The organism is Microbispora sp. CSR-4, from assembly GCF_008033685.1.
In the GTDB taxonomy this organism is placed as follows: Bacteria; Actinomycetota; Actinomycetes; order Streptosporangiales; family Streptosporangiaceae; genus Microbispora.
In genome coordinates, this window is the sequence record NZ_VJVX01000032.1 from 1 (window position 1) to 22902 (window position 22902).

At 72.0% G+C, this 22902-nt stretch carries 19 protein-coding genes; 16 read left to right on the top strand and 3 right to left on the bottom strand.

Annotated features, from left to right (window positions below):
- On the top strand, positions 1-1091 hold a 1091-nt coding region (locus FLV34_RS22765), incomplete at its 5' end, for a ricin-type beta-trefoil lectin domain protein (RefSeq protein WP_147943999.1).
- A gap of 307 nt (positions 1092-1398) precedes the next feature.
- Here the strand turns inward: FLV34_RS22765 and FLV34_RS22770 are convergent.
- Positions 1399-2232, bottom strand: coding sequence for an SAM-dependent methyltransferase (locus FLV34_RS22770; RefSeq protein ID WP_142645285.1), 834 nt, complete (start codon positions 2230-2232; stop codon positions 1399-1401).
- A 439-nt stretch (positions 2233-2671) separates the two neighbouring features.
- On the opposite strand from FLV34_RS22770, the gene FLV34_RS22775 reads away from it, so the two are divergent.
- The 3 genes from FLV34_RS22775 to polX are packed head-to-tail and all read left to right on the top strand — an operon-like array spanning position 2672 to position 5917.
- A complete protein-coding gene (locus tag FLV34_RS22775; protein ID WP_147944000.1) occupies positions 2672-3244 on the top strand; it encodes a GNAT family N-acetyltransferase in 573 nt (190 codons plus the stop codon).
- 22 nt (positions 3245-3266) lie between these two features.
- On the top strand, positions 3267-4226 hold the full coding sequence (locus FLV34_RS22780; RefSeq protein ID WP_222709588.1) for an alpha/beta hydrolase family protein: 960 nt from the start codon (positions 3267-3269) through the stop codon (positions 4224-4226).
- 5 nt (positions 4227-4231) lie between these two features.
- Positions 4232-5917 (top strand): DNA polymerase/3'-5' exonuclease PolX, encoded by a 1686-nt coding sequence (polX, locus tag FLV34_RS22785; RefSeq protein WP_142645288.1) that lies wholly within the window; start codon positions 4232-4234, stop codon positions 5915-5917.
- Between the two features lie 38 nt (positions 5918-5955).
- Here polX and FLV34_RS22790 read toward each other — a convergent pair whose 3' ends face one another.
- A complete protein-coding gene (locus FLV34_RS22790; RefSeq protein WP_142645289.1) occupies positions 5956-6861 on the bottom strand; it encodes a helix-turn-helix transcriptional regulator in 906 nt (301 codons plus the stop codon).
- Between the two features lie 235 nt (positions 6862-7096).
- Here FLV34_RS22790 and FLV34_RS22795 point away from each other — a divergent pair, with 235 nt between their 5' ends.
- Complete coding sequence (locus tag FLV34_RS22795; RefSeq protein ID WP_142645290.1) at positions 7097-7912, top strand: SAM-dependent methyltransferase; 816 nt, start codon at positions 7097-7099, stop codon at positions 7910-7912.
- A 57-nt stretch (positions 7913-7969) separates the two neighbouring features.
- Here FLV34_RS22795 and FLV34_RS22800 read toward each other — a convergent pair whose 3' ends face one another.
- Positions 7970-9040 carry an LLM class flavin-dependent oxidoreductase gene (locus tag FLV34_RS22800; protein WP_142645291.1) on the bottom strand — a complete coding sequence of 357 codons (1071 nt, stop codon included), beginning with the start codon at positions 9038-9040 and terminating at the stop codon, positions 7970-7972.
- Positions 9041-9438: 398 nt separating this feature from the next.
- Here FLV34_RS22800 and FLV34_RS22805 point away from each other — a divergent pair, with 398 nt between their 5' ends.
- The 11 genes from FLV34_RS22805 (at position 9439) to FLV34_RS22855 (ending at position 22901) form a co-directional block, all read left to right on the top strand.
- Positions 9439-11154 carry an ABC transporter substrate-binding protein gene (locus FLV34_RS22805; protein WP_147944002.1) on the top strand — a complete coding sequence of 572 codons (1716 nt, stop codon included), beginning with the start codon at positions 9439-9441 and terminating at the stop codon, positions 11152-11154.
- Positions 11155-11218: 64 nt separating this feature from the next.
- Positions 11219-12163, top strand: coding sequence for an ABC transporter permease (locus FLV34_RS22810; protein WP_147944003.1), 945 nt, complete (start codon positions 11219-11221; stop codon positions 12161-12163).
- A gap of 19 nt (positions 12164-12182) precedes the next feature.
- Entirely contained in the window at positions 12183-13058 is an 876-nt protein-coding gene (locus FLV34_RS22815) for an ABC transporter permease (protein ID WP_147944004.1), read from the top strand.
- Positions 13055-14719 (top strand): ABC transporter ATP-binding protein, encoded by a 1665-nt coding sequence (locus FLV34_RS22820; RefSeq protein WP_142645295.1) that lies wholly within the window; start codon positions 13055-13057, stop codon positions 14717-14719. The genes FLV34_RS22815 and FLV34_RS22820 overlap by 4 nt, the downstream gene beginning before the upstream one ends.
- Positions 14720-14729: 10 nt before the next feature.
- Positions 14730-15968, top strand: coding sequence for an LLM class flavin-dependent oxidoreductase (locus tag FLV34_RS22825; RefSeq protein ID WP_142645296.1), 1239 nt, complete (start codon positions 14730-14732; stop codon positions 15966-15968).
- 79 nt (positions 15969-16047) lie between these two features.
- Positions 16048-17070 (top strand): LLM class flavin-dependent oxidoreductase, encoded by a 1023-nt coding sequence (locus FLV34_RS22830; protein WP_142645297.1) that lies wholly within the window; start codon positions 16048-16050, stop codon positions 17068-17070.
- The gene (locus tag FLV34_RS22835; RefSeq protein WP_222709589.1) at positions 17067-18341 is read left to right on the top strand and encodes an acyl-CoA dehydrogenase family protein; all 1275 of its coding nucleotides are present in this window, start codon (positions 17067-17069) and stop codon (positions 18339-18341) included. The genes FLV34_RS22830 and FLV34_RS22835 overlap by 4 nt, the downstream gene beginning before the upstream one ends.
- A gap of 16 nt (positions 18342-18357) precedes the next feature.
- Entirely contained in the window at positions 18358-19404 is a 1047-nt protein-coding gene (locus FLV34_RS22840) for an aldo/keto reductase (RefSeq protein WP_147944005.1), read from the top strand.
- Positions 19405-19418: 14 nt separating this feature from the next.
- A complete protein-coding gene (locus FLV34_RS22845) occupies positions 19419-20450 on the top strand; it encodes an aldo/keto reductase (protein ID WP_147944006.1) in 1032 nt (343 codons plus the stop codon).
- A gap of 1 nt (position 20451) precedes the next feature.
- Positions 20452-21564 (top strand): LLM class flavin-dependent oxidoreductase, encoded by a 1113-nt coding sequence (locus FLV34_RS22850; protein WP_142645300.1) that lies wholly within the window; start codon positions 20452-20454, stop codon positions 21562-21564.
- Entirely contained in the window at positions 21561-22901 is a 1341-nt protein-coding gene (locus FLV34_RS22855) for an NtaA/DmoA family FMN-dependent monooxygenase (RefSeq protein ID WP_147944007.1), read from the top strand. Before FLV34_RS22850 ends, FLV34_RS22855 begins: the two co-directional genes overlap by 4 nt.
- The last annotated feature ends 1 nt before the right edge of the window (position 22902 follow it).

Genomic DNA, 22902 nt, shown 5'->3' on the forward strand with positions numbered 1-22902 from the left:
GCGGCAGCGCGCTGCGCCAGGCGATGATCAACCACATCAACGGCGTGATGGCCCACTACAAGGGCAAGATCCCCTACTGGGACGTGGTCAACGAGGCCTACGACGACAACAACGGCGGCCGCCGCGACTCCAACCTGCAGCGCACCGGCAACGACTGGATCGAGGTCGCCTTCCGCACCGCCCGGGCGGCCGACCCGTCCGCCAAGCTCTGCTACAACGACTACAACATCGACAACTGGACCTGGGCCAAGACGCAGGGCGTCTACAACATGGTCCGCGACTTCAAGTCGCGTGGCGTGCCCATCGACTGTGTCGGCCTGCAGTCGCACTTCAACGGCCAGAGCCCGTACAACAGCAACTACCGCACCACCATCTCCCAGTTCGCCGCCCTCGGCGTGGACGTGGCCATCACCGAGCTGGACATCCAGGGCGGCTCGGCCCAGACCTACGCCAACGTCGTCAACGACTGCCTGGCCGTCCCCCGCTGCATCGGCATCACGGTGTGGGGCGTGCGTGACAGCGACTCGTGGCTCGGCGCGAACACCAGCCCGCTGCTGTTCGACAGCAACGGCAACAAGAAGGCCGCGTACAACTCGGTCCTGAACGCTCTCAACTCCGCCACGCCGACCACCTCGCCCAGCCCCGGCACCTCGCCGAGCCCCGGCACCTCGCCCAGCCCGGGCACCTCGCCGACCCCTGGTGGCGGCGGCAACGGGCAGATCAGGGGCGTCGCGTCCGGCCGCTGCCTCGACGTGCCGAACGCCAGCACCAACGATGGCGTCCAGCTCCAGATCTGGGACTGCCACGGCGGCAGCAACCAGCAGTGGAGCTACACCTCCTCGCAGGAGCTCCGGGTCTACGGCAACAAGTGTCTTGACGCCGCGGGCACCGGCAACGGCGTCAAGGTCCAGATCTACTCCTGCTGGGGCGGCGACAACCAGAAGTGGCGCCTCAACTCCGACGGCTCCATCCAGGGCGTCCAGTCCGGGCTGTGCCTGGACGCCGTCGGACAGGGCACCGGCAACGGCACCCAGATCCAGCTGTACTCCTGCTGGGGCGGCAACAACCAGAAGTGGACCTTCACGCAGTAGGCATGACGGGTCCGGCCAGGCCGGCTCATCGCCCGTGTCAGGCGCGATGACCGGAGCCGGGACCACGGCCGCGGCGGCCACGACAGGCCGCCGCGGCGCCGGGCCCGCCGGCCCGGACTCGCCGACGCGAGTCCGTCGGCCCCTGGCACCCCACTCACAGGGAATGGCCTCCGGTGCGCGCGCCGCACCGGAGGCCATGTGTGTTCCCGAACGTTTCCTCTCACCCAGGATCAGGTCCCCCAGGATCAGGTCCCCCAGGATCAGGTCACCCGGGATCAGGGCCGCCCGTGATCAGGGCCGCCCGTGATCAGGGCTTGACCGCGAGGGCGCCGTAGGCCCAGGCGTGACCACCGGGGATCCGCTCCTGGGACTCGTCCGGCCGCCAGCGCACCACCTCGACCAGGCCCGGATCCTCCACCTTCCAGCCCTCGAAGAACCGCAGCACCTCGTCACGCGTACGCGGCACCATGGGCGCGGTGCTGTTGTCGTAGGGCTTGGTGAACTCCTCCTCGCGCACCTGCGGCGCGAAGTCGAGCGTGATGTGCGACAGCAGCAGGCGGCTGCCCGGCGGCACGGCCGCCTTGAACGCCTCGACCAGGCCGTACGGGTCCTCCTCGTCGGTGATGAAGTGCAGGACGCCCGCCAGGATGACGGCCACCGGACGGTCGAAGTCGATCACGGCCCGGACCTCCGGGTGGGACAGGATCGTCTCCGGCTGCCGCATGTCGGCCTCGATCACCGACGTCTTCCCCGTGGGGCCTCCGGTCAGCAGGGCGCGGCCGTGCACCAGGACGATGGGGTCGTTGTCCACGTACGCCACCCGGGCCTCGGGGTTGGCCTGCTGCGCGATCTCGTGGGTGTTGCCCTGCGTGGGGATGCCCGTGCCGATGTCGAGGAACTGTGTCATGCCGGCCTCGGCGGCGAGATGACGCACTCCCCGGCGGAGGAAGGCGCGGTGGGCGCGGACGCCCTCGCGAGTGCCCGGGGAAACCTTCAGAAGGTGTTCGGCCGCCTCGCGGTCCGCCGCGTAGTTGTCCTTGCCGCCCAGCAGATAGTCGTATATCCGGGCCGGATGCGGGACCTTGGTGTTGATTCGCGGGACGGGCCTGGCGACCGGCTCGGGGTCCGTCGGCTGTGGCATCAATGATCCTTTCTGTGCTCTCTCACGGCAGGAGGACCATGGGCGGCCGGACGGCCACGACGAGACGGTGGTCACTGCCCGCGAACCGCCATCGAAACTTTCCAAATATTTAATGCAAGTTTCGTAGAGACGGTATTCGTCTACCGCGATTCAGGTCAAGCCGGACAGCCGATCACCGCGCAATCGCAACGGTCCACAGCCGGCCGCGCCCTCGCCAGATCAAAACTTGCGACAATTTGCACGTACCGGACAAATATGAGTGGCGTGCGGGCGGCATTGCCTATGCCCGCTTTTGCGGGCAATTCGCGCCGACAGGACGAAACCGCGCTGTCCGCCCGGCATTCCCGCCGGCATCACCACTCGGCCCGTTCGCGCCCGGCTGCCGGACCCGCCCGTTAATACGTTGCGGAGTCGCGCGGGCGGGCGGGACGCTGAGCGGATGCTGATCCGACGGGAGAACCCCGGCGACGCCGAGGCCGTCCGCGCGGTCGTCGCCGCCGCCTTCGCGCCCTACGAAGCGGCCCGCAACTCCGGCCACCCCGGCGGGCTGCCGATGGAGGTGACGTTGCTCGACGCGCTGCGCACCGACTCCGGCTGGCTGCCGGAGCTGTCGCTCGTCGCACCGGCGACAGCGCCGACGATGTCAACGGCGTCACCCGGTGGGATCGCGGGTCATGTCGTCTGCACGAGGGCCCATGTGGGCTCGGTGCCCGTGCTCGGGCTCGGTCCGCTGTCCGTGCACCCCGATCACCAGCGGCGGGGCATCGGCTCCGCTCTCGTGCACGCCGCACTCGGGGCGGCCGAGGCGCTCGGCGCGCCGCTGGTCGGGCTGGTCGGCAGTCCCGCGTACTACTCGCGCTTCGGTTTCGAACCCGCGGAGGCGTACGGCGTGACGGCGCCGGACCCGGCGTGGGGCGAGTTCTTCCAGGTGCGGGTGTTCGAGCGGCCGGTCCCGCCGCCGCGTGGGCCCTTCGTCTACGCCAAGCCCTTCTCCACCATTGACGGCGGGTGATCGGTGTGGCACTCACCTGTTTGTGAAGACATTCGTGGCGTGGCTCGTACTCGTCGTCATCGTGACCGGCTGCCAGAGCACCACCGAGTCCGCGGCGCCACCGCCCGCCCGTCCTCCGGCAGCGGCAACGGCCACGGCCACGGCCACAGCCACGGTCGTCTCGCAGGAGGCCGTGGACGAGCGTACGGACCGGCTCGTGATCGACTCCCCGGCCGCGGGCGGGGAGCGCTCGGTGTGGGTGGTGAAGCCCGCGGCCTGGAAACCGGGCTCCACCGGCTGGCGCGCGCTCTACCTGCTGCACGGCTGCTGCGCCGGCGGCGCCTTCGACTGGCTCAGGACGGGCGAGGTCGCCCGGCTGACCGCTCGCCTCGACGCCGTCGTCATCGTCCCCGAGGGCGGCCCGATGGGCTGGTACGCCGACTGGCGCGACGGCCCCGGCTGGGAGACCTTCCACATGACCGAGGTGCCGCGCCTGGTCGAGCCGCGATACGGCGTGGGCACGCGCCGTGCGGTCGCCGGTTTCTCCATGGGCGGCCTCGGCGCGTTCGTCTACGCGGCCCGGCATCCGGGCATGTTCGAGGCGGCGGCGTCGTTCTCGGGGGTGCTCGACACGCGTGCCGACGTTTCCGGATATCGGTCGTTCATGGCAGGCAACGGCGTGGACACCGAGGACCTGTGGGGCGACCCGAGCGAATGGCCGGAGCACAATCCCGCCGACCTGGCCGGGCGGCTCAAGGGCGTGCGCCTCTACGCGTCCTCCGGCGACGGCGAGCCCGGCCCGCTCGACCACGGGGACGGGCCGGTCGACGGCACCGAGGCCGCGATCATGCGGCAGAACCGGAACTTCGCCAGGGCCGCGGAGAAGGCCGGGGTGAAGGTGACGACCGACTTCTACGGAAACGGCACCCACACCTGGCCATATTGGATCCGTTCGTTCGAACGTGCGCTCCCGCTTCTCCTGCCCCGAGACGGCCTACGCTGAGACGCATGGGACGGGCCAATGACGAGGCAGCCGCGGCGCTGCAGGAGTACGCCGAGCTTTTCGCGCTGAACGGCGGGGACGCCTTCCGGGTGCGCAGCTACCAGAAGGCGGCCAAGTCGATCGCGGGATTCCCCGGGGACCTCGCGGAGACCGACGTCCGGTCGATCCCGGGCGTGGGCGAGGCGATCGCCAAGAAGGTCGAGGAGTTCCTCGCACGCGGCAGCTTCCGCCAGCTCGACGACCTGCGGGGCAAGGTGCCCGAGGGGGTCCGCAAGCTGACCCGCGTCCCGTCGCTCGGCCCGAAGAAGGCGCTGTTCCTGTTCCAGGAGCTCGGCATCGACTCCCCCGCCGCGCTGGCCGACGCGATCCGGGACGGCCGCCTGAAGGGCGTGCGCGGCTTCGGCGCCAAGACCGAGGAGAACCTGCTCCGGGGCATCGAGCACATGGAGCGGTCGGGCGACCGCGTCCACCTCGGCATCGCGGCCGACCTCGCGGAGCGGGTCATCGCCTCGCTGCCGGCCGACCGGATCGCCTTCGCCGGGTCGCTGCGCCGGATGAGCGAGACGATCGGCGACATCGACATCCTCGCCGTCGGCGACCCCGGCCTGATGGAGCTGTTCGCGCGGCAGCCGTACGTCACCGAGATCGTCGCGAAGGGCGAGCGCAAGACCTCGGTCAGGACCGACCGCGGCCTGCAGGTGGACCTGCGGCTCGTCCCCGCCGAGTCATGGGGCGCGGCGATGATCTACTTCACCGGCAGCAAGGAGCACAACGTCGCCATCCGGGAGATGGCGGTCAAGAAGGGCTGGAAGCTGTCGGAGTACGGCCTGTTCGACGGCGACCGCCTCATCGCGTCGGAGACCGAGGAGGAGATCTACCAGGCGCTCGGCATGGCGTGGGTGCACCCGGCGCTGCGCGAGGACGGCGGCGAGGTGGCGGCCGCGCTGCGGGGCGAGCTGCCGCGGCTGGTCGAGCTGCACGACCTGCGGGGCGACCTGCACACCCACACCGACCTCACCGACGGCATCGCCTCGCTGGAGGACATGGTGGCCGCGGCCGCGATGCGCGGCTACTCCTACTACGCGGTGACCGACCACGCGCCCGACCTGGTCATGCAGCGGATGACCCTCGACAAGGCGCTCGCCCAGCGCGCCCGCATCGCCGAGTTGCAGGCGAGATATCCGGACATGCGATTGCTGCACGGCAGCGAGCTGAACATCGCCCCGGACGGCTCGGTGGACTGGCCGGCCGAGGTGCTCGCCGGGTTCGACGTCTGCGTCGCGTCGGTGCACTCGCACTTCACCCAGTCGCGCGAGGAGATGACCCGCCGGTTCGTCGCGGCGTGCGAGAACCCGCACGTCCACGTCATCGGCCACCCCACGACGCGCAAGATCGGCAAGCGGCCGCCGGTGGACGCGGACTGGGACGCGGTGTTCCGCGCCGCCGCGAGGACCGGCACGATCATGGAGATCGACTCCTACCCCGACCGGGCCGACCTGCCCTCCGACCTCGTACGGCTCGCGCGCCACCACGGCGTGAAGTTCTCCATCGACAGCGACTCCCACGCCGTGCCGCACCTGGCCCACCAGAGGTTCGGCGTGGGCATCGCGCAGCGGGCCTGGCTGACCCCGGACGACGTGGTGAACACCTGGCCGCTCGACCGCCTGCTGGCCCACCTCGGCAGGGCCTGACCGGCCCTTACGAATACCGCCCTTGCGAATACCGGCCCTCACAGATCCGCGAGGATCCCGCGCAGCATCGTCACGGTGTCGCGGGCCGACTCGGCCTGCACGCTGAGGTCGTTCATCACGGCGGTGTAGTCGTCCACGTCCTCCTGCTTGTCTAGGTACAGGGCGCTGCTGAGCTGTTCGAGGTAGACGACGTCGGGCAGGTCGGGCTCGGCGAACCGCAGGATGGTGAACGGGCCGCCCACGGCGGGGTGGCCCCCGGCCCGGAAGGGCAGGACCTGCAGGGTGACGCCCGGGCGCGCGGCGGCCTCGATCAGGTGCTCGATCTGGCGGCGCTGCACGGCCCGCCCGCCCAGGGGACGGCGCAGCGCCGACTCGTCCACCACCGACCACAGCCGGGGCCCGCCGGCCTGGTCGAGGAGCCGCTGACGCCGCATGCGCAGGCCGACGCGGCGCTCGACGTCCGGCTCGGGCGCCCCGCGATGCCGCAGCCGGATCGCCGCGCGCGCATAGTCCTCGGTCTGCAGCAGGTCGTGAACGAACTGGACCTCGTACGTGCGGATGGTGGCCGCCGCCTCCTCCAGCCCGACGTAGACCTCGAACCGGCCGGGCAGCAGGTCGTTGTACTGGTGCCACCAGCCGGGGGTGCCGGCCTGCTCGGCGAGCGCCAGCATCGTCTCCCGTTCCCCGCTGTCGACGACGCCGTACAGCGTGAGCAGGTCGGTCACGTCGCGCCGTTTGAAGGGGGTGCGGCCCAGCTCCAGCCGGCAGATCTTCGACGTGGAGGCGCGAATGGCGCGCCCGGCCTGCTCGCGGCTGATGTTCCTGGCCTCGCGGAGCCGGCGCAACTGGGCGCCGAGCATCATGCGCACCACCGTCGGCCCGCCCCGCGGCTGAACCGGCCGTCCCTCCGGACGGGTCGCGTCCTCCGGCCGAGCCGAGATCATCTCTGTCCTCCCCGATGTGGACCTCGCCGATATGGCCCTCGCCGCGCCGGCCGTACGCCGCCGCCGGACGGGATGCTATCGGGGCGAACGCGGCCGTCATGGCGCTTTCGGCGCGCCCCGGGCGGTTGCGTGCCGGAGCTTGATCGGAAAGGATGGGCGCACGTCTGTCGGCACCCTGCGGAGATCACCGACGCGGGTGCGGTCGTCTCCCCGTCCCGACCATTCCGAGGTCCCCATGAGCGACACTCCTCCCGCCGACGACCCCGGCGTCCGCAGGATCGACAGCAGCGTGCCGCACTCGGCCCGCGTCTGGAACTACTTCCTCGGGGGCAAGGACCACTACCCGGTCGACAGGGAGGCGGGCGAACGCATCCGCGCCGTCTTCCCCGGCATGGTGGACATCACCCGCCAGTCCCGGCAGATGCTCGTGCGCACCGTCGGATATCTCGCCCGCGAGGCGGGAATCCGCCAGTTCCTCGACATCGGCACGGGCCTGCCCACCGTCGACAACACCCACGAGGTCGCCCAGCGGCTGGCCCCGGAGTCCCGGATCGTCTATGTCGACAACGACCCCCTCGTGCTGGTGCACGCCGAGGCGCTGCTGACCAGCACCCCCGAGGGGGCGACCGACTACATCGAGGCCGACGTGCGCGACCCCGGCCGCATCCTGCGGGAGGCGGCCGGGACGCTCGACTTCACGCGGCCGACCGCGCTCATGCTGATGGGCATCCTCGGCCTGGTCGCCGACTACGACGAGGCGCGCGACATCGTGCGCCGGCTGCTGGACGCCCTGCCCTCCGGCAGTTATCTCGCGCTCTACGACGGCTCCGACACCGACCCGGCGTACGTCAAGGCGCTGGGCGGCTACAACGCGGGCAGCGGCGCCACCCCCTACACGCCGCGCAGCCCCGAGCTGATCAGGGGCTACTTCGACGGCCTCGAGCTGCTCGATCCCGGCATCGTCTCGGTGTCGCGGTGGCGGGCGGAGGACAACCCGTGGGGCGAGCCCCGCGAGGTGGCCTGCTTCGGCGGCCTGGCGCGCAAGCCCTGACGGGCACGGCCGGGCCGCCGGCCGTGCCCCTCCGAATCTCCTCCGCGCGTTCCTCCGTCAGGCGGCACGGCCGGCCGTCAGCAGAGGGAGCAACTGCTCGCCCTGGCGCCTGATCTCCGGCAGATAGGGGGTGTCGGAGAGCACGAAGTGGGTGATGCCGAGGGCTTCGTACTTGCGCAGCGACTTCGCCACGTCCTCGGCCGAGCCGACCAGCCAGGTGGTGCCGGCGCCGCCCCCGCCGAACTTGCCGGGCGTGGTGTAGAGGTTGTCGTCGAGCACCTCGCCCCGCGCGGCGAGCTCCAGCAGCCGCTGCTGGCCGACGGCGGCGTGCCTGTTCGGGTCGCGTTCGATGGCGCCCTTGGCCATCTGCGCGACCTTGGCCTCGGCGTCGGCCCAGGCCTGCTCGGTGGTGTCCCGCACCAGCGTGGTGATGCGCAGCCCGAACTCCAGCGGCGGGTGCTCGCGGCCGAGCCGGTCGCTGAGCCGCCTGAGCCGGTCGATCCGCTCGGCGATGCCGTCGAGCGGCTCACCCCAGAAGAGCTGTACGTCGGCCTCGGTGGCGGCCACTTTCTCCGCGGCCTCCGAGGCGCCGCCGAAGTAGAGCCGGGGATGCCGGCGTTCGCCCCGGACCACCGGCCGCGGCACCACGGTCGAGCCGGTGACGGAGAAGTGCTCGCCCTCATAGGTGACGTTCTCCTCGGTCCACAGCCGGCGCACGATCCGCATGAACTCCCTGGTGCGGGCGTAGCGGTGGGCCTGGTCGCCCTCGCTGTCGCCGTATGCGGCGAGGTTGTCCCTGCCCGACACGACGTTGACCAGCACCCGTCCCCCGGTGAGATGGTCCAGGGTCGCGGCGGCGGAGGCGAAGTTGGCCGGATGCCAGTAGCCGGGACGGATCGCGATCAGCGGCTGGAACGTCGTGGTCCGCGCGGCGAGGGCGGCGGCGACCGTGAAGGTGTCGGGCCGTCCCCAGCCGGTGCCGATGAGCGCTCCGCCCCACCCGTGCTCCTCCAGGGCCCTGGCGTGGCTGGTCAAGGTGTCCAGGCTGTTGTGGTTCTCGACGACGTCGTCGCCTCGGTGACCGGGCTCGGCCTGGTTGGGGATGTACCAGAGGAACTGCAGGCTCATCGACGATCTCCCTGTCCTGTGGGCGGGCGGATGTGACTGTGACCCAGATCACATAAAAACCTAGTTCTCAAGTAGGTAAAGTGTAGTTCGTGATCGAGTTGCTTCGGTACTCCAGGCGCGAGATCGACTTCGCCTTCTTCGCCGGCGCGCTCTGTAAGCGCTGAACGGCTCTCGCGCCGTTCGCGGGTCAGCCCGCGCCGGTTTTCGCGAAGCCCGTCTGCCGTCAGGGCCGCACCAGCGGCCCTGACCCACGTCGCCGGCCATGCGTCAGGCGGCCGCGACCGTCATCCACATCATCGTCCGCGAGCCCTGCCACACCCGCGCACCCGGAGCGGTGCGCCTCCCCCTCGCCCCCGTACGGCGCCTGGACTTTGCCCCGCCAAGCACAAGGAACGTTCATGTCAGACCTTCGCACCGCAATCGAGCGCGCCACCCCGAGGCGCAAGAGATGGCCCTGGGTCGCCGCGGCCGTCGCCGTCCTCCTGGTCGCCGGAGGCGGGTTCGCCCTCACCCGCGGGGACGCCTCCACCGGCCGGTCCGCCACCGCCGGCGCCCCCGTCCGCGGCGGCACCCTGCAGTTCGCCCTCATCGACTACCAGCGCAGCCCCGACCCGCAGTGGGGCACCAACTACGCCGAATCGCTCATCGGCAACAACATCACCGACAAGCTGACCTGGCAGGACCCGGACACCGGAGAGATCACCCCGTGGCTGGCGGAGTCCTGGGAGTACAACAAGGACCTCACCGAGTTCACCTTCCACCTGCGCAAGGACGTCACCTTCAGCGACGGCAGCCCGTTCGACTCCGAGGTGGTCAAGGCCAACTTCGACCAGTACGTGCACGGCGACGAGAAGCTGGGCATCAACCCCAACGGCGCCATCCTGCTGCCCGGCTACATCGAGACGCTGACCCCGGACCGCTACACCGCCGTCGTCCGCTTCGAGAAGCCGCTCGCGAGCTTCCTGCAGGCCTCGTCCTTCACCGCCAACGCGCAGCCCGGCTTCCTGTCGCTGTCGACGCTGAAGCTCAGCGCGGAGGAGCGTACGGACCCGAAGAAGGTGATCGGCACCGGTCCGTTCGTGTACGAGTCGTGGCAGCCGCAGGTCAAGACCGTGCTCGTCAGGCGCAAGGGCTACAACTGGGCGCCGCCGGCGCTGAAGCACAAGGGCGAGGCCTATCTCGACAGGATCGTGTTCAACACGATCCCCGAGGCCAGCGTCCGGACCGGTTCGCTCACGTCCGGGGCCATCGACGCCACGCTCGACGTGGGCACCACGGACGAGAAGCCGCTGGCCGACCAGGGATTCAAGATCATCTACCGGGGCGTCTCCGGCACCTCCATCTTCTTCAACCTCAACTCCCAGCTCTTCCCGACCGACGACATCGCGGTGCGCCGGGCGATCCAGCTCGGCTGGGACCGCGAGGCGGTCAGGAAGACGGTGCTCACCGACTCCTACTCCGTGGCGACCTCGGTCCTCGCCCCCTCGGTCCCCGGCTACGTGGACTACAGCGGCACCGTGCTCAGGTACGACCCCGAGAAGGCCGGGCGCCTCCTCGACGAGGCCGGCTGGAAGGAGGGCCCGGACGGCATCCGGGTCAAGGAGGGCAAGAAGCTCGTGGTCAAGCTGCTCGGCATCAGCAACCTGGTGGCGAACAAGCCGGCGTACGAGTCGATCCAGCAGGACCTGAAGAAGATCGGCATCGACCTGCGGCTCACCGTCGTCCCGATCCCGGACTACACCGCCCTGCTCACCAAGGCCAAGACCGACTGGAACATCGTCGCGGCCAACCGCTCGCGCAACGACCCCGCGGTCCTCAACCTCCAGTACGGCCCGGCGCTCGGCAACGGCTCGTACGTCACGAAGGACTCCCCCGGGATCGACGTGGACGAGGTCACGCGGACCCTGGGGGCGCTGGAGCTCACCCTCGACCCGGCGACGCGCAAGCAGTACGCCAAGGCGGCGCAGGACCTCCTGCTCGACAAGTACGCGCTGGTGAACCCGGTCTACAACCCCTCACAGGTGATCGCCCACGCGGACTACGTCCACGGGATCATCTTCGACGCCCAGTCCCGCAACCACTTCGTGGACACGTGGAAGAGCAACGGGAAGTGACGGCCGCCGGCCGCCGCGCCCCTGCGCCCGGCGGCCGGCGGCCCGCTCCCGCGGAAGGAACGTCGTGCTGCGTTACCTCGCGCTGAAGACCGGCCGGGCCCTGTTCGTGGTCTGGGCCGCGTTCACCCTGACCTTCGTCCTGCTGTTCGTGCTGCCCGCCGACCCGGTGGACCTGCTCTTCGACCCCGCCGAGGTCAACACCGTGCCGCCCGAGGTCCGCGAGCAGGTGGCGGCGAGCTACGGCTTCGACAGGCCGCTGATCCTGCAGTATCTGGCCCGGCTCGGGCACGCGCTGAGCGGCGACTTCGGCACCTCGGTGCAGTCGGGGCGGCCGGTCGTCGCCACGATCCTCGACGTGCTGCCGAGCACTCTCCTCCTCGCGGCGGGCGCGCTCGCACTGGCGCTGGCCATCGCCTTCGTGATCGCGCTCGCCGCGACCTCGGCCCGCCGCGCCTGGCTGCGCGACCTCCTGGAGGCACTGCCGTCGGGCGCGGTCTCGGTGCCGGTGTTCCTGTCCGGCATCCTGATGCTGCAGATCTTCTCGTTCCGGCTCGGCTGGTTCCCCGCCTTCGGCGACACGGGCGCGCGGAGCCTCGTCCTGCCGCTGATCACGCTGGCCATCCCGGTGTCCGGCCCGATCGCGCAGCTCCTCGTCCGCAGCTTCGCCACCGAGTTCCGCTCCGGCTACGTCACGACGAGCTGGGCGAAGGGGGCCACCCGCGGCGGCATCATCGTCCGCGACGTCTTCCGGAACGCCGGCCTTCCGGCGCTCACCATCGCCGGCATCACGTTCGGCAACCTGATCGCCGGCTCGGTCATCACCGAGACCGTCTTCGCCCGCCAGGGCGTCGGCCGGATGACGCAGGCGGCGATCAACACGCTGGACGTCCCGCTCGTGCAGGGGACCGTCGTGCTCGTGGCGGCCGGCTTCGCCCTGATCAACCTGATCGTCGACCTGATCTATCCGCTGCTCGACCCGCGGCTGCGGGCCGCGCTCGCCGCCGGCTGAGCCGCGTGAGGAGGAAGTGATGACCGTCGAACTCGACGCGCTCGCGGCGGGCCGCCGGGCCGGCTTCGCCCGCCCGATCGCCAGGCGGCTCGGCGAGCTCGCGCGGCAGCCGATCCTGGTGGCCTCGTGGCTCGTCGTGCTGGTCGTGATCGGCTGGGCGGTCGTCCCCGGCCTGTTCACCTCGTACGGCCCCTACACCGGCGACGCGTCCGCGAGCTTCCTGCCGCCGAGCGCCGAGCACTGGTTCGGCACCGACCGGCTGGGCCGCGACCTGTTCGCCCGCAGCGTGTACGGCGCGCAGACGACGCTGACCGCGACCCTGCTCGCCGTCCTCATCGCCTTCGGCGTCGGCACCCTCGTGGGGCTGATCGCCGGCTTCGCCGGGGGGATCGTGGACACCGCCGTCATGCGGGTGATCGACGTGTTCCTGGCGATCCCCAGCCTGCTGCTCGCCATGGTCGTGGTCTCGGTCCTCGGCTACTCCACACAGAACATCGCCCTGGCGGTCGGCATCTCCTCCATCGCGTCGTTCGCGCGGGTGATGAGAGCCCAGGTGCTCTCGGTGGTGACCCAGGACTACGTCAAGGCGGCGTACGGCCTCGGCGTCGGCCGGCTGGGCGTGATGCTCCGGCACGTCGTCCCCAACTCGCTCAGCTCCGTGATCGCGCTGGCGGCGCTGGAGATCGGCACGGCCGTGCTCGCCGTCGCCTCGCTCGGCTTCCTCGGCTACGGGGCGCCTCCGCCGCAGCCGGAATGGGGGCTGCTGGTGGCCGAGGGCCGCGACTACGTCGCGGTCCACCCCTGGGCCTCGATCCTGCCGGGCGCGGCGCTCGCCGTCGTCGTCATCGCCACCCACCGCATCAGCCCCTCCTCCCGGAAGGACCACCGCCGATGACCGACCCACATGCGGACAGACAGGACCCGCTGCTGCGGATCGCCGGTCTCGCGATCGACTACCGGACCGGACGCCGCCGGTGGACGCCGGCCGTACGCGGCGCCACCCTGCACGTCGGGCCGGGCGAGTTCGTCTCGCTCGTCGGCGAGTCGGGCTCGGGCAAGACCACCCTGGTCCAGGGCGCGCTCGGCCTGCTGCCGGAGTCCGCGCGGATCCGGGCCGGTTCGATCGCCTACTCCGGCGTCGACGTGACGGGCTGGAACGACCGGCGCATGGCGCTGGTGCGGGGCAACTACGTGGGCTTCATCCCCCAGGACCCCAACACGTCGCTGAACCCGGTCAAGAAGATCGGCCGGCAGGTGATCGAGGCGGTCCGGTTCAACGAGCCCGAGGCCCGCGATGCCGCGCACCACAGGCAGGCCGCGCTGGACAGCCTGCGCACGGCCGGTCTCAAGGACGCCGAGCGGGTGTTCCACCAATACCCGCACGAGCTCAGCGGCGGCATGAAGCAGCGGGCGCTCATCGCGATCGCGCTGGCGGGCAAACCGAAGATCATCGTGGCGGACGAGCCCACCAGCGCGCTCGACGTCACCGTCCAGAAGGTCATCCTCGATCACCTCGTGCGGCTGCGCGAGGAGCTCGGCATCGGCATCCTCCTGGTCACCCACGACCTCGGTGTCGCGCTCGACCGCTCCGACCGCATCCTGGTCATGCGCGACGGCGAGATCGTGGAGGAGGGCCCGGTCCGCCGGGTGCTGGAGAACGCGGCCGACGACTACACCCGCCGGCTGCTCGACGCGGCCCCCGCCCGGCACGCCGGGCGGCTGGAGCCGGCGTCGGGCCCGCGCCCGCTGCCCGGCCGTGAGGTGCTGCGGGCGCGCGGGCTCACCAAGACCTACCGCCTGCGCGGCCGGGGCCCGCGGCGTGAGCTGCGCGCCCTGGACGGCGTCGACCTGGTCGTACGCGAGGGCACCACGCACGCGATCGTCGGCGAGTCCGGCGCGGGCAAGTCGACGCTGGCGAGCATCCTGGCCGGTTTCGCCTCCCCCGACAGCGGCACCGTGCACCTGGGCGCCCGGGAGCTGACCGGACTGTCCCGGAGGCGGCTGCGGGAGATCCGCCGGGATCTGCAGTTCGTGTTCCAGAACCCCTTCACCTCCCTCGACCCGCGGTTCACGGTGAGCGAGATCGTCGCCGAGCCGCTGCGCGCCTTCGGCCTCGCACGGGGCAGGCGGGAGCGGACGGACCGGGTGACCGAGCTGCTCAAGGCGGTGGCGCTGGACGAAAGGCACCTGCACCGGCTGCCGGGGCAGTTGTCGGGCGGCCAGCGGCAGCGGGTGGCGATCGCCAGGGCGCTGGCGCTCAACCCCGGGATCCTGGTGCTCGACGAGGCGGTGAGCGCGCTGGACGTGTCGGTCCAGGCCCAGATCCTGCGGCTGCTGGTGGACCTGCAGGCCGAGTACGGCCTCAGCTACGTGTTCGTGACCCACGACCTCGGCGTCGTACGCCTGATCGCCGACGACGTGTCGGTGATGAAGGACGGCGTCGTGGTCGAGACCGGCCCGGTCGAGCAGGTGTTCCGCTCACCGCGGCACGACTACACCCGGCAACTGCTGGAGGCGATCCCGGGAGCCGGGCTCGCCGTCGCAGGCGCACGCTAAGGAGATCGCCGTGTCACGCCGACTGCACCTCAACGTCAACATCCTCAACGCGGGCGTCTTCGGGGGCTCATGGCGGTTCCCCGGCACCGACGGCACCGCGAGCTACACGATCGAGCACTACACCTCGATCGCGAAGAAGGCCGAGCAGGCCAAGCTCGACGCGGTCTTCCTCGCCGACGGCCCGTCGCTCGACCCGCAGATCAGGCACCGTACGTCCAACAACCTGGAGCCGACGACGGTGCTGGCGCGGATCGCCGCGCAGACCGAGCGGATCGGCCTGATCGGGACGCTGTCGTCGTCCTACAACGACCCCGTCGAGCTGGCACGCCGTCTCGGCGACCTCGACTACGTCAGCGGCGGCCGCTTCGGCTGGAACGTGGTGACCACGGCGGGAGCCGTGGCGGCGCGCAACTTCGGCCGCACGAGTGAGCCCGGCCACGCGCTGCGCTACCGCCGCGCCGCCGAGTTCACCGAGCAGGTCGTCGCCTCCTGGGCGGCTCGCACCGCGCTCGTCTCCCCGCAGGGCCGGCCGGTCGTGGTGCAGGCCGGCGGCTCCAGCGACGGCCGCAGGCTCGCCTCGCGGGTCGGCGAGGTGATCTTCTCCGCCGACCAGGACATCGAGCACGCCCGCGCGTTCCGCGCCGAGATCCGCGAGGGGGCGGCCGCGTTCGGACGACGGCCCGAGGACGTCGTGGTCCTGCCCGGGCTGTCGACCGTCGTGGGCGGCACCGAGGCCGAGGCGCGGGCCCGGCGCGAGCTGCTGGACGAGATCCTCCCCGGCGAGTACGCCCGCAACCGGCTCGCCGGCCAGCTCGGCATCTCACTCGACGGTCTGTCCGACGACGAGCCGATCCCGCCCGAGCTGCTCGTCGCCCCCGACGAGGCCGGTGGTTCCCAGACCTTCTACCGCGTGGTCAAGACGATCATCGAAACGGAGCGGCCGACGCTCGGCCGGCTGCTGAAGAAGCTGTCCGGCGGCGGCGGTCACCGGATCGTCGTGGGGACACCCGAGCAGATCGCCGACGACATCGAGCTGTGGTTCCGCACGGGCGCGGCGGACGGCTTCAACGTGATGCCCGACGTCCTTCCGTCGGGCTTCGACGACTTCGCCGACCATGTGGTGCCCGAGCTGCGGCGGCGCGGCCTGTTCCGCACCGACTACGAGGGGACGACCCTCCGCGACCACCTCGGGCTCGGCCTCCCCGACGCCGGGCCGTACGAGCTCCGCCCGCTGGAGCCTGCACTGTGAACGGCGCTGTGAACGGCGCTCTGTACGGCCCTGTGAACGCCCCGCGACGTCCCGTCCCACAACCGAAGGCGGTCTTGTCATGAGTCCAGTCATCCAGCTCGCCCTCGCGGTCGGTGAACCGGCCGCCCCGCCGGCCGCAGGACCGGCGCGGGGGCCGGTGCCGGTGCCGCTCACCGGCGCGGTCGCCGTCGCGGCGGCCGCGCGAGAGGCCGGGATCGCGGCGATACGTCTGCTCGACGAGGTGGCCGCGGGCCACGCCCTCGATCCGACCGTGGTGGCGGCGTATCTCGCCGGTCTCCACGACGGTCTCGGCTACATCGCCGAGGTGCCGACGACGCACAACGCGCCGTACAACACCGCGCGCCGTGTGCTCTCCCTCGACCGGGCGACCGGCGGCCTGGCCGGTGTCGCGCTGCGCGCGGGCGGCGGCGACGAGGTCAGCCGGGCCACGGCCCCCGCACCCCGCGCCGCCGGCCCCGCCGCGCGGTGGGCCGAGTACGCCCACGTGCTGACCCGGCTGTGGGAGTCGTTCCCGCGCGCGGCCCTGATCGGCGACCAGCAGGCGGGCGTCGTCGTCGACGACGCCCTCGTCCGGCCCATCGGCCACGAGGGTGCCTTCTACCGCGTCGCGGGCCCGCTGGACGGTCCCTCGTCCGTGCAGGGACGCCCCGTCGTCGTCGCCGACCTCGGCGACCTGGACGTCCTGGACGTGACGGCGGTCGCGCGGTCCGCGGACGTCGTCGTGGTGGGCCGGAAGCGGGCCGCCGGTGCGGACGCCGCGCTGACGGAGGCGCTGCGGCGAGCCGGCCGTTCCAGGCAGGAGGTGGCGCTGCTCGGCCGCGTCGAGATCGCCGGGGACGACCTCGGCCCCGGCGGCGCCGCGACGGCGGCCGCCCTCGCCGGCGAGCTGCGCGACTGGGCCGGCGAGCACCGGCTGGACGGCTTCGAGCTGGTGCCCACCGGAAGCGCCGACGCGGTGGTCACCGCGGTCCGGGCGCTGACGCCTCGGCTGACCGACCCCGCTGATGCGCCCGCCTCTCCGCGCCCGCTCACGCTGCGGGCCGCGCTGGGCCTGCCCGAGCCCGCGGCGGTGGCGGCGTGACCCCCCGGCCGCTCGCCGCGGACCACACCGCCGCGGACCACACCGCCGCGGACCACGCGGGCACGGACCACGCCGCCGCGGACCACGCGGGCAGCGGATACACCGTGGACGGCATCCGCGCCGCCGTCTCCCCGATCCTGCGGCGCCTGAGCGCGGGCGCGCGCGAGCGCGAGCTCACCCGCCAGTACGCGTTCGACGACGTGCGGGCGCTCGCCCGCGAGCGGATCACGCTGATCGGCGTCGCGAAGGAGGACGGCGGCGCGGGCGGGTCGGTGCGCGACGTGGCCGACCTGGTCATCGCCATCGCCCGCGCCGACTCCAATGTGGCCCAGGCGCTGCGCAGCAGCTTCCTCACCGCCAACCAGGTGGCGAGCCGGCCGGACCTGCCCGGCCGGGAGACGACCCTGCGGCGGCTGCGCGACGGCGACCTGTTCGCCGGCACCTCCAACGAGCGCACCGGCGGCGCCAGCGGGTCGGTCAACACCACCATCCGGCGTGACGGCGGCGGATACGTCATCAACGGCGAGAAGTACTACTCGACGGGCGGCCTGTACGCCTCGTGGTTCTCCGGCCTGGCCAAGGACGAGTCCGGGACCGTGCTGGGCTTCACCGTTCCGGTGGATCGCGAGGGCGTGGAGCGGCTCGACGACTTCGACGCGGTCGGCCAGCGGCTGACCGCGAGCGGCACCACCCGCCTGGTGAACGTGCGGGCGCATGAGGACGAGGTCGTGATCCGCGACAACAGCCTGCTCGACAACCCGTGGCTGGGCGCGTTCGCGCAGCTCTACCTGGCCGCGGTCGAGGCGGGCATCGCCGCCGCGGCGCTCGACGACGCGGTCTGGTTCGTCCGGGAGAAGGCCCGGCCCATCAAACACAGCACGGCGGCCAGGAGCGTCGACGACCCCTACGTGCGCCAGACCGTCGGCGAGATCGCCGCCCGGGCCCAGGCTGCCCGCTCCGCGGTGCTGTTGGCGGCCGAGGTCGTGCACGGGGTGCGCGGCCTGACCGGTTCCCGGGCGCGGGCGGCGGGCGCGGAGGCCGCGGTCACCGTGGCGCAGACCGGTGTGATCGCCATCGAGGCCGCCCTGCGGGCCGCGGAACTGCTCTTCGACGTCGCGGGCGGCTCGATCACCAACCGCGACCTCGGATTCGACCGGCACTGGCGCAACGCCCGCACGGTCGCCAACCACAACCCCCGCCAGTGGAAGGCGGCCGTGGCGGGCGCCTACCACCTGACCGGAGAGGAACCGCCGACGAGCGGGCTCTTCTGAACATCGAGAGGACACCATGACCGACAAGGCCAACCGGACGCTCGGACGCACCGGCGTCCTGGTCAGCCCGCTCACGCTCGGCACGATGAACTTCGGCCGGTGGCAGGAGGAGGGCGAGAGCATCAAGATCATCCGGGCCGCCCTCGACGCCGGCGTCACATCCGTCGACACCGCCGACGTCTACGCCCAGGGCGTGTCGGAGGAGATCGTCGGCAAGGCCATCAAGGGCCGCCGCGACGAGGTCTTCCTCGCCACCAAGTTCCACGGGCAGATCGGGGACGACCCCCGGCACGCGGGCAACTCGCGCCGCTGGATCGTCCGCGCGGTCGAGGACAGCCTGCGCCGGCTCGGCACCGACCACATCGACCTCTACCAGGCGCACCGGCCGGACCCGCGCACCGACCTGCTGGAGACGCTGCGCACGCTCGACGACCTGGTCCGCCAGGGCAAGATCCTCTACTACGGCACCTCGGTCTTCCCCGCCCACCAGCTCGTCGAGGCGCAGTGGCTGGCCGACCGGCACGGGCTCGTCGCCCCGCACACCGAGCAGTCGCCATACTCGCTGCTCGTCCGCGGCGCGGAGCGCGAGGTGTTCCCCGTCGCGCGCAAGTACGGCCTCGGCGTCCTGACGTACGGCCCGCTGGCCGCGGGCTGGCTGTCGGGCAGGTACCGCGTCGGCGGCGAGCAGCCCGAGTCGGCGCGCGCCGACCTCATCCCCGGCCGGTTCGACGTCACCCTCGAACGCAACCGGCGCAAGCTCGCCGCCGCCGACGCGCTGGCCCGGCTCGCCGAGGACAGCGGCCTCACCCTGGTCGACCTGGCCCTGGCGTTCGCGCTCAACCATCCGGCGGTGAGCAGTGTGATCATCGGCCCGCGCACGATCGAGCACCTGGACGCCTACCTCAAGGCGGCCACCGTCGAGCTGAGCGACGACGTCCTCGACCGGATCGACGAGATCGTCGCCCCGGGCACCCACTTCGTCGAGCGCGACACCGGCAGCGACACCCCGTCTCTGCAGCCGTCCGCGCTCCGCCGCGCCCGCGCGCACGGCACCGACCACTGAGAAAGGGCATCGACTTGAGCTACGGCGCTTACGACACGACCTACGCGGCGGCCGAGGACCGCTACGAGAAGGTGGAATACCGGCGTGCCGGGAACTCCGGTCTCGACCTGCCGGCCATCTCCTTCGGGCTGTGGCAGAACTTCGGTCTCGACCGCCCGTACGAGACCCAGCGCGAGATCGTGCTGCACGCCTTCGACCTGGGCATCACCCATTTCGACAACGCCGACAGGTACGGCCCGCCGCACCGGGCCGCGCAGAAGTTCTTCGGGACGCTGCTGCGGCGGGAGCTCGCCCCGTACCGGGACGAGCTGATCCTGTCGACCAAGGCCGGCAACCCGATCGGCCCCAGTCCCTATCTGAAGGGCGGCTCGCGCAAGTCGCTGCTCACTTCGCTGGAGCACAGCCTGCGCGACCTGGGGACCGACCACGTCGACATCTTCTACAGCCACAGCCCCGACCCTGCGACGCCGCTGGAGGAGACCGTCGGCGCCCTCGTCAGCGCCGTGCAGCAGGGCAAGGCGCTGTACGTGGGCATCTCGAACTACACTCCGGAGCGGGCCCACGAGGCGGCCGAGCTGCTGCGCCGGGCGGGGGTGCCGCTGCTGGTCCACCAGCCGCGCTACTCGATCTTCGACCGCCGCCCCGAGCTCAACGGCCTGCTCAAGCTGGCCGCCGAGGACGGGTTCGGTCTCGTCGTCTACTCGCCGCTGGCCCAGGGGCTGCTCACGGACAAGTACCTCTCCGGCATCCCCGCGGACGCGCGGGCCGGCAACAGCGCGTTCCTGTCGCCCGACGTCATCGACGGCACCTACCGGCGGCGGGCCGCCGCGCTCAACGACATCGCCAGGGAGCGCGGTCAGTCGCTCGCGCAGCTCGCGCTGCAGTGGGTGCTGCGGCAGCCGCAGGTGACCTCGGCGCTCATCGGGGCCAGCTCGACCGCGCAGCTCGACCACAACGTCAAGACGCTCGGCTTCCCGCCGCTCACCGAGCAGGAGCTGGCGCTGATCGACGAGCACGGCGTGCACGGAACAGGACTGAGGCTCTGACGTGAGCGACCTCACCACGACGATCGGGGCCGGCGTCGAGGACGGCCGGCCCTTCCGCCTGGGCTTCCTGCTGCACCTCGACGGCGACCTGCCGCCGGGCCGGGCCTACCGGGAGGCGATCGACCTGTTCGTGGCCGCCGAGGAACTGGGCTACGACTCGGGATGGGTCATCCAGCGGCACTTCCGCCAGGGCAACGAGCACGTCTCCGCACCCCTGGTCGTGCTCGCCGCGATCGCCGAGCACACCACGCGCATCCGGCTGGGCACCGGTGTGCTGGTGCTCCCGCTGGAGGACCCTCTCAAGACCGCCGAGGACGCGGCGACGCTCGACGAGCTCAGCGGCGGCCGCCTCGAACTGGGTGTGGGCTCGGGTCCCTTCCCGGGCGCCTGGGAGGCGTTCGGGAAGGACCTGGCCGACCGGCACCGGCTCTTCGACGCCTCCGTGGCGCGGCTGCACGAGGTGCTGGAGGGGACGACGCTCAACAGCCTCGGCGAGGTGCTCCACCCGCCCGCGCCCGGGCTGCGGCGGCGGCTGTGGCAGGCCACCACCGGTGACCCCGAACTGGCTCACGCGGCGGCGGCCGCCGCCGGACGCGCCGGCGACGGGCTGCAGCTCTCCCGCGCCACCGCCTGGCGCGGCGGCACCGTGCGCGAGGCGCAGCGGCAGCAGGCCGAGTGGATCGCGGCCTACCGCGCGGCCCACGAGGAGGCCCACGAGGAGGCATGGCCCGATCCCGGCCGCGCGCCCCGCGTGCAGGTCTCGCGGGCCGTCTATCCCCACCCCGACCGGGCGGAGGCCGTACGCCTGGTCACGCCCGGCGTCCGGCGCTGGCAGAGCTGGCTGTCCTCCCGCAGGGACGTCGCGAACCTCGGCGTCGAGGAGTATCTGGAGGCCGACCACGCCCTGCTCGGCCCGCCGGAGGCGCTCGCCGCCGAGCTGGCCGCCGATCCGGCGCTGCGTCAGGTCACCGACCTGCTGGTGAACTTCGTCCCCGGCGTGCCCGAGTCCGGCGAACACCTCCGGCTGCTCACCTCCGCCGCGCGAGAGCTGGCCCCCCTGCTCGGCTGGCGTCCCGCGCGGCAGCCCGTCACGGTCCCGGGCGGCACGCGATGAGCGGGTTCCATCTCGCCCTGTCGCTGATGACGCCCGGCCACTTCCGGCACGCCTGGCGGCTGCCGCACGCCGACCCGCTGGCCTACCTGGACATCGGCCACTTCCAGCGGCTGGCGCGGATCGCCGAGGAGGCGAAGATCGACGCGGTCTTCCTCGGCGACGCCCCCGCGCTGGGCGGCGAGATCGAGGAGGCGCCCGGCACCGGGCTCGACCCGCTCGTGCTCCTGGGCAACCTGGCGGCGATCACCACGCACCTCGGGGTGATCGCCACCAGCTCGACGACGTACAACTCGCCGTACAACCTGGCCCGGCGGTTCCAGACGCTCGACCACGTGACGAGGGGCCGCGCGGCCGTCAACGTCGTCACCACCGGCACGCCCGCCGCGGCGGCGAACTTCGGCCTGGCCGAGCATCCCGGCAAGGAGACCCGCTACCGCCGGGCGCACGAGTTCCTCGACGTGGTGACCCGGCTGTGGGACGGCTGGGAGCCGGACGCGATCGTCGCCGACAAGCAGAGCGGCCGTTACGCCGACCCCTCCCGCATCCACCGGATCGACCACGTGGACGAGTTCTTCTCGGTGGCCGGGCCCCTCCCGGTCGGCCCGGGGCCGCAGGGCCGTCCGGTCGTCGTCCAGGCGGGCGGCTCCGAGGGCGGGCTCGCCCTGGCCGGTCGCTTCGCCGACGTCGTGTTCACCGTGGCGCAGACCCGGGCCAGGGCCGTCGCGTTCCGCGACGACATCCGCCGCCGCGCGGTCGCGGCCGGCCGCCACCCCGACGACGTGAAGGTCTCCCTCGGCGTGGTGGTGCTCATCGCGGCGACCGAGGAGGAGGCCCGGCGCCGGGAGCGCGAACTGTACGCCACGCTGCCGATCGAGCGGCTGACGAGGGTGCTGCTGCGCAACCTGGGCCTGCCCGAGGACGGGTTCGGTCCCGACGACCCGATCGGCGTCGGCGACCTGCCCGGCTCCATCCCCGGCGACGCCTTCTCCGCGGGCTTCGGCGCCTCCACGCGGGCGCTGCTCGCGGAGGGTCCGCGCACGCCCCGCGAGCTGGTCCAGCGCAGCGCGGGCGGGTCGGGACACCGGCTGCTGGTGGGCTCGGCCGAGCAGGTCGCCGACGACCTGCAGGCGTGGTTCGAGGCGGGTGCGGCGGACGGCTTCACGGTCATGCCGGCCGACACCGCCGTCGACCTGGAGAGCTTCGCCAGGCTCGTGGTGCCGATCCTCCAGGAGCGCGGGCTGTTCCAGCGGGAGTACAGCCATCCCACTCTGCGCGGCCGCCGGGGGCTGCGCTTCCCGGTCCGGCCGCGGGCCGTGACGGACGGCGTTCCGGCCTGAA

Coding starts and splice junctions, on each gene's coding strand:
- FLV34_RS22770 (WP_142645285.1), bottom strand. CDS start 2,232: ATGCCACAGCCGACGGACCCCGAGCCGGTCGCCAGGCCCGTCCCGCGA.
- FLV34_RS22775 (WP_147944000.1), top strand. CDS start 2,672: ATGCTGATCCGACGGGAGAACCCCGGCGACGCCGAGGCCGTCCGCGCG.
- polX (WP_142645288.1), top strand. CDS start 4,232: ATGGGACGGGCCAATGACGAGGCAGCCGCGGCGCTGCAGGAGTACGCC.
- FLV34_RS22790 (WP_142645289.1), bottom strand. CDS start 6,861: ATGATCTCGGCTCGGCCGGAGGACGCGACCCGTCCGGAGGGACGGCCG.
- FLV34_RS22795 (WP_142645290.1), top strand. CDS start 7,097: ATGAGCGACACTCCTCCCGCCGACGACCCCGGCGTCCGCAGGATCGAC.
- FLV34_RS22800 (WP_142645291.1), bottom strand. CDS start 9,040: ATGAGCCTGCAGTTCCTCTGGTACATCCCCAACCAGGCCGAGCCCGGT.
- FLV34_RS22805 (WP_147944002.1), top strand. CDS start 9,439: ATGTCAGACCTTCGCACCGCAATCGAGCGCGCCACCCCGAGGCGCAAG.
- FLV34_RS22815 (WP_147944004.1), top strand. CDS start 12,183: ATGACCGTCGAACTCGACGCGCTCGCGGCGGGCCGCCGGGCCGGCTTC.
- FLV34_RS22820 (WP_142645295.1), top strand. CDS start 13,055: ATGACCGACCCACATGCGGACAGACAGGACCCGCTGCTGCGGATCGCC.
- FLV34_RS22830 (WP_142645297.1), top strand. CDS start 16,048: ATGAGTCCAGTCATCCAGCTCGCCCTCGCGGTCGGTGAACCGGCCGCC.
- FLV34_RS22840 (WP_147944005.1), top strand. CDS start 18,358: ATGACCGACAAGGCCAACCGGACGCTCGGACGCACCGGCGTCCTGGTC.
- FLV34_RS22855 (WP_147944007.1), top strand. CDS start 21,561: ATGAGCGGGTTCCATCTCGCCCTGTCGCTGATGACGCCCGGCCACTTC.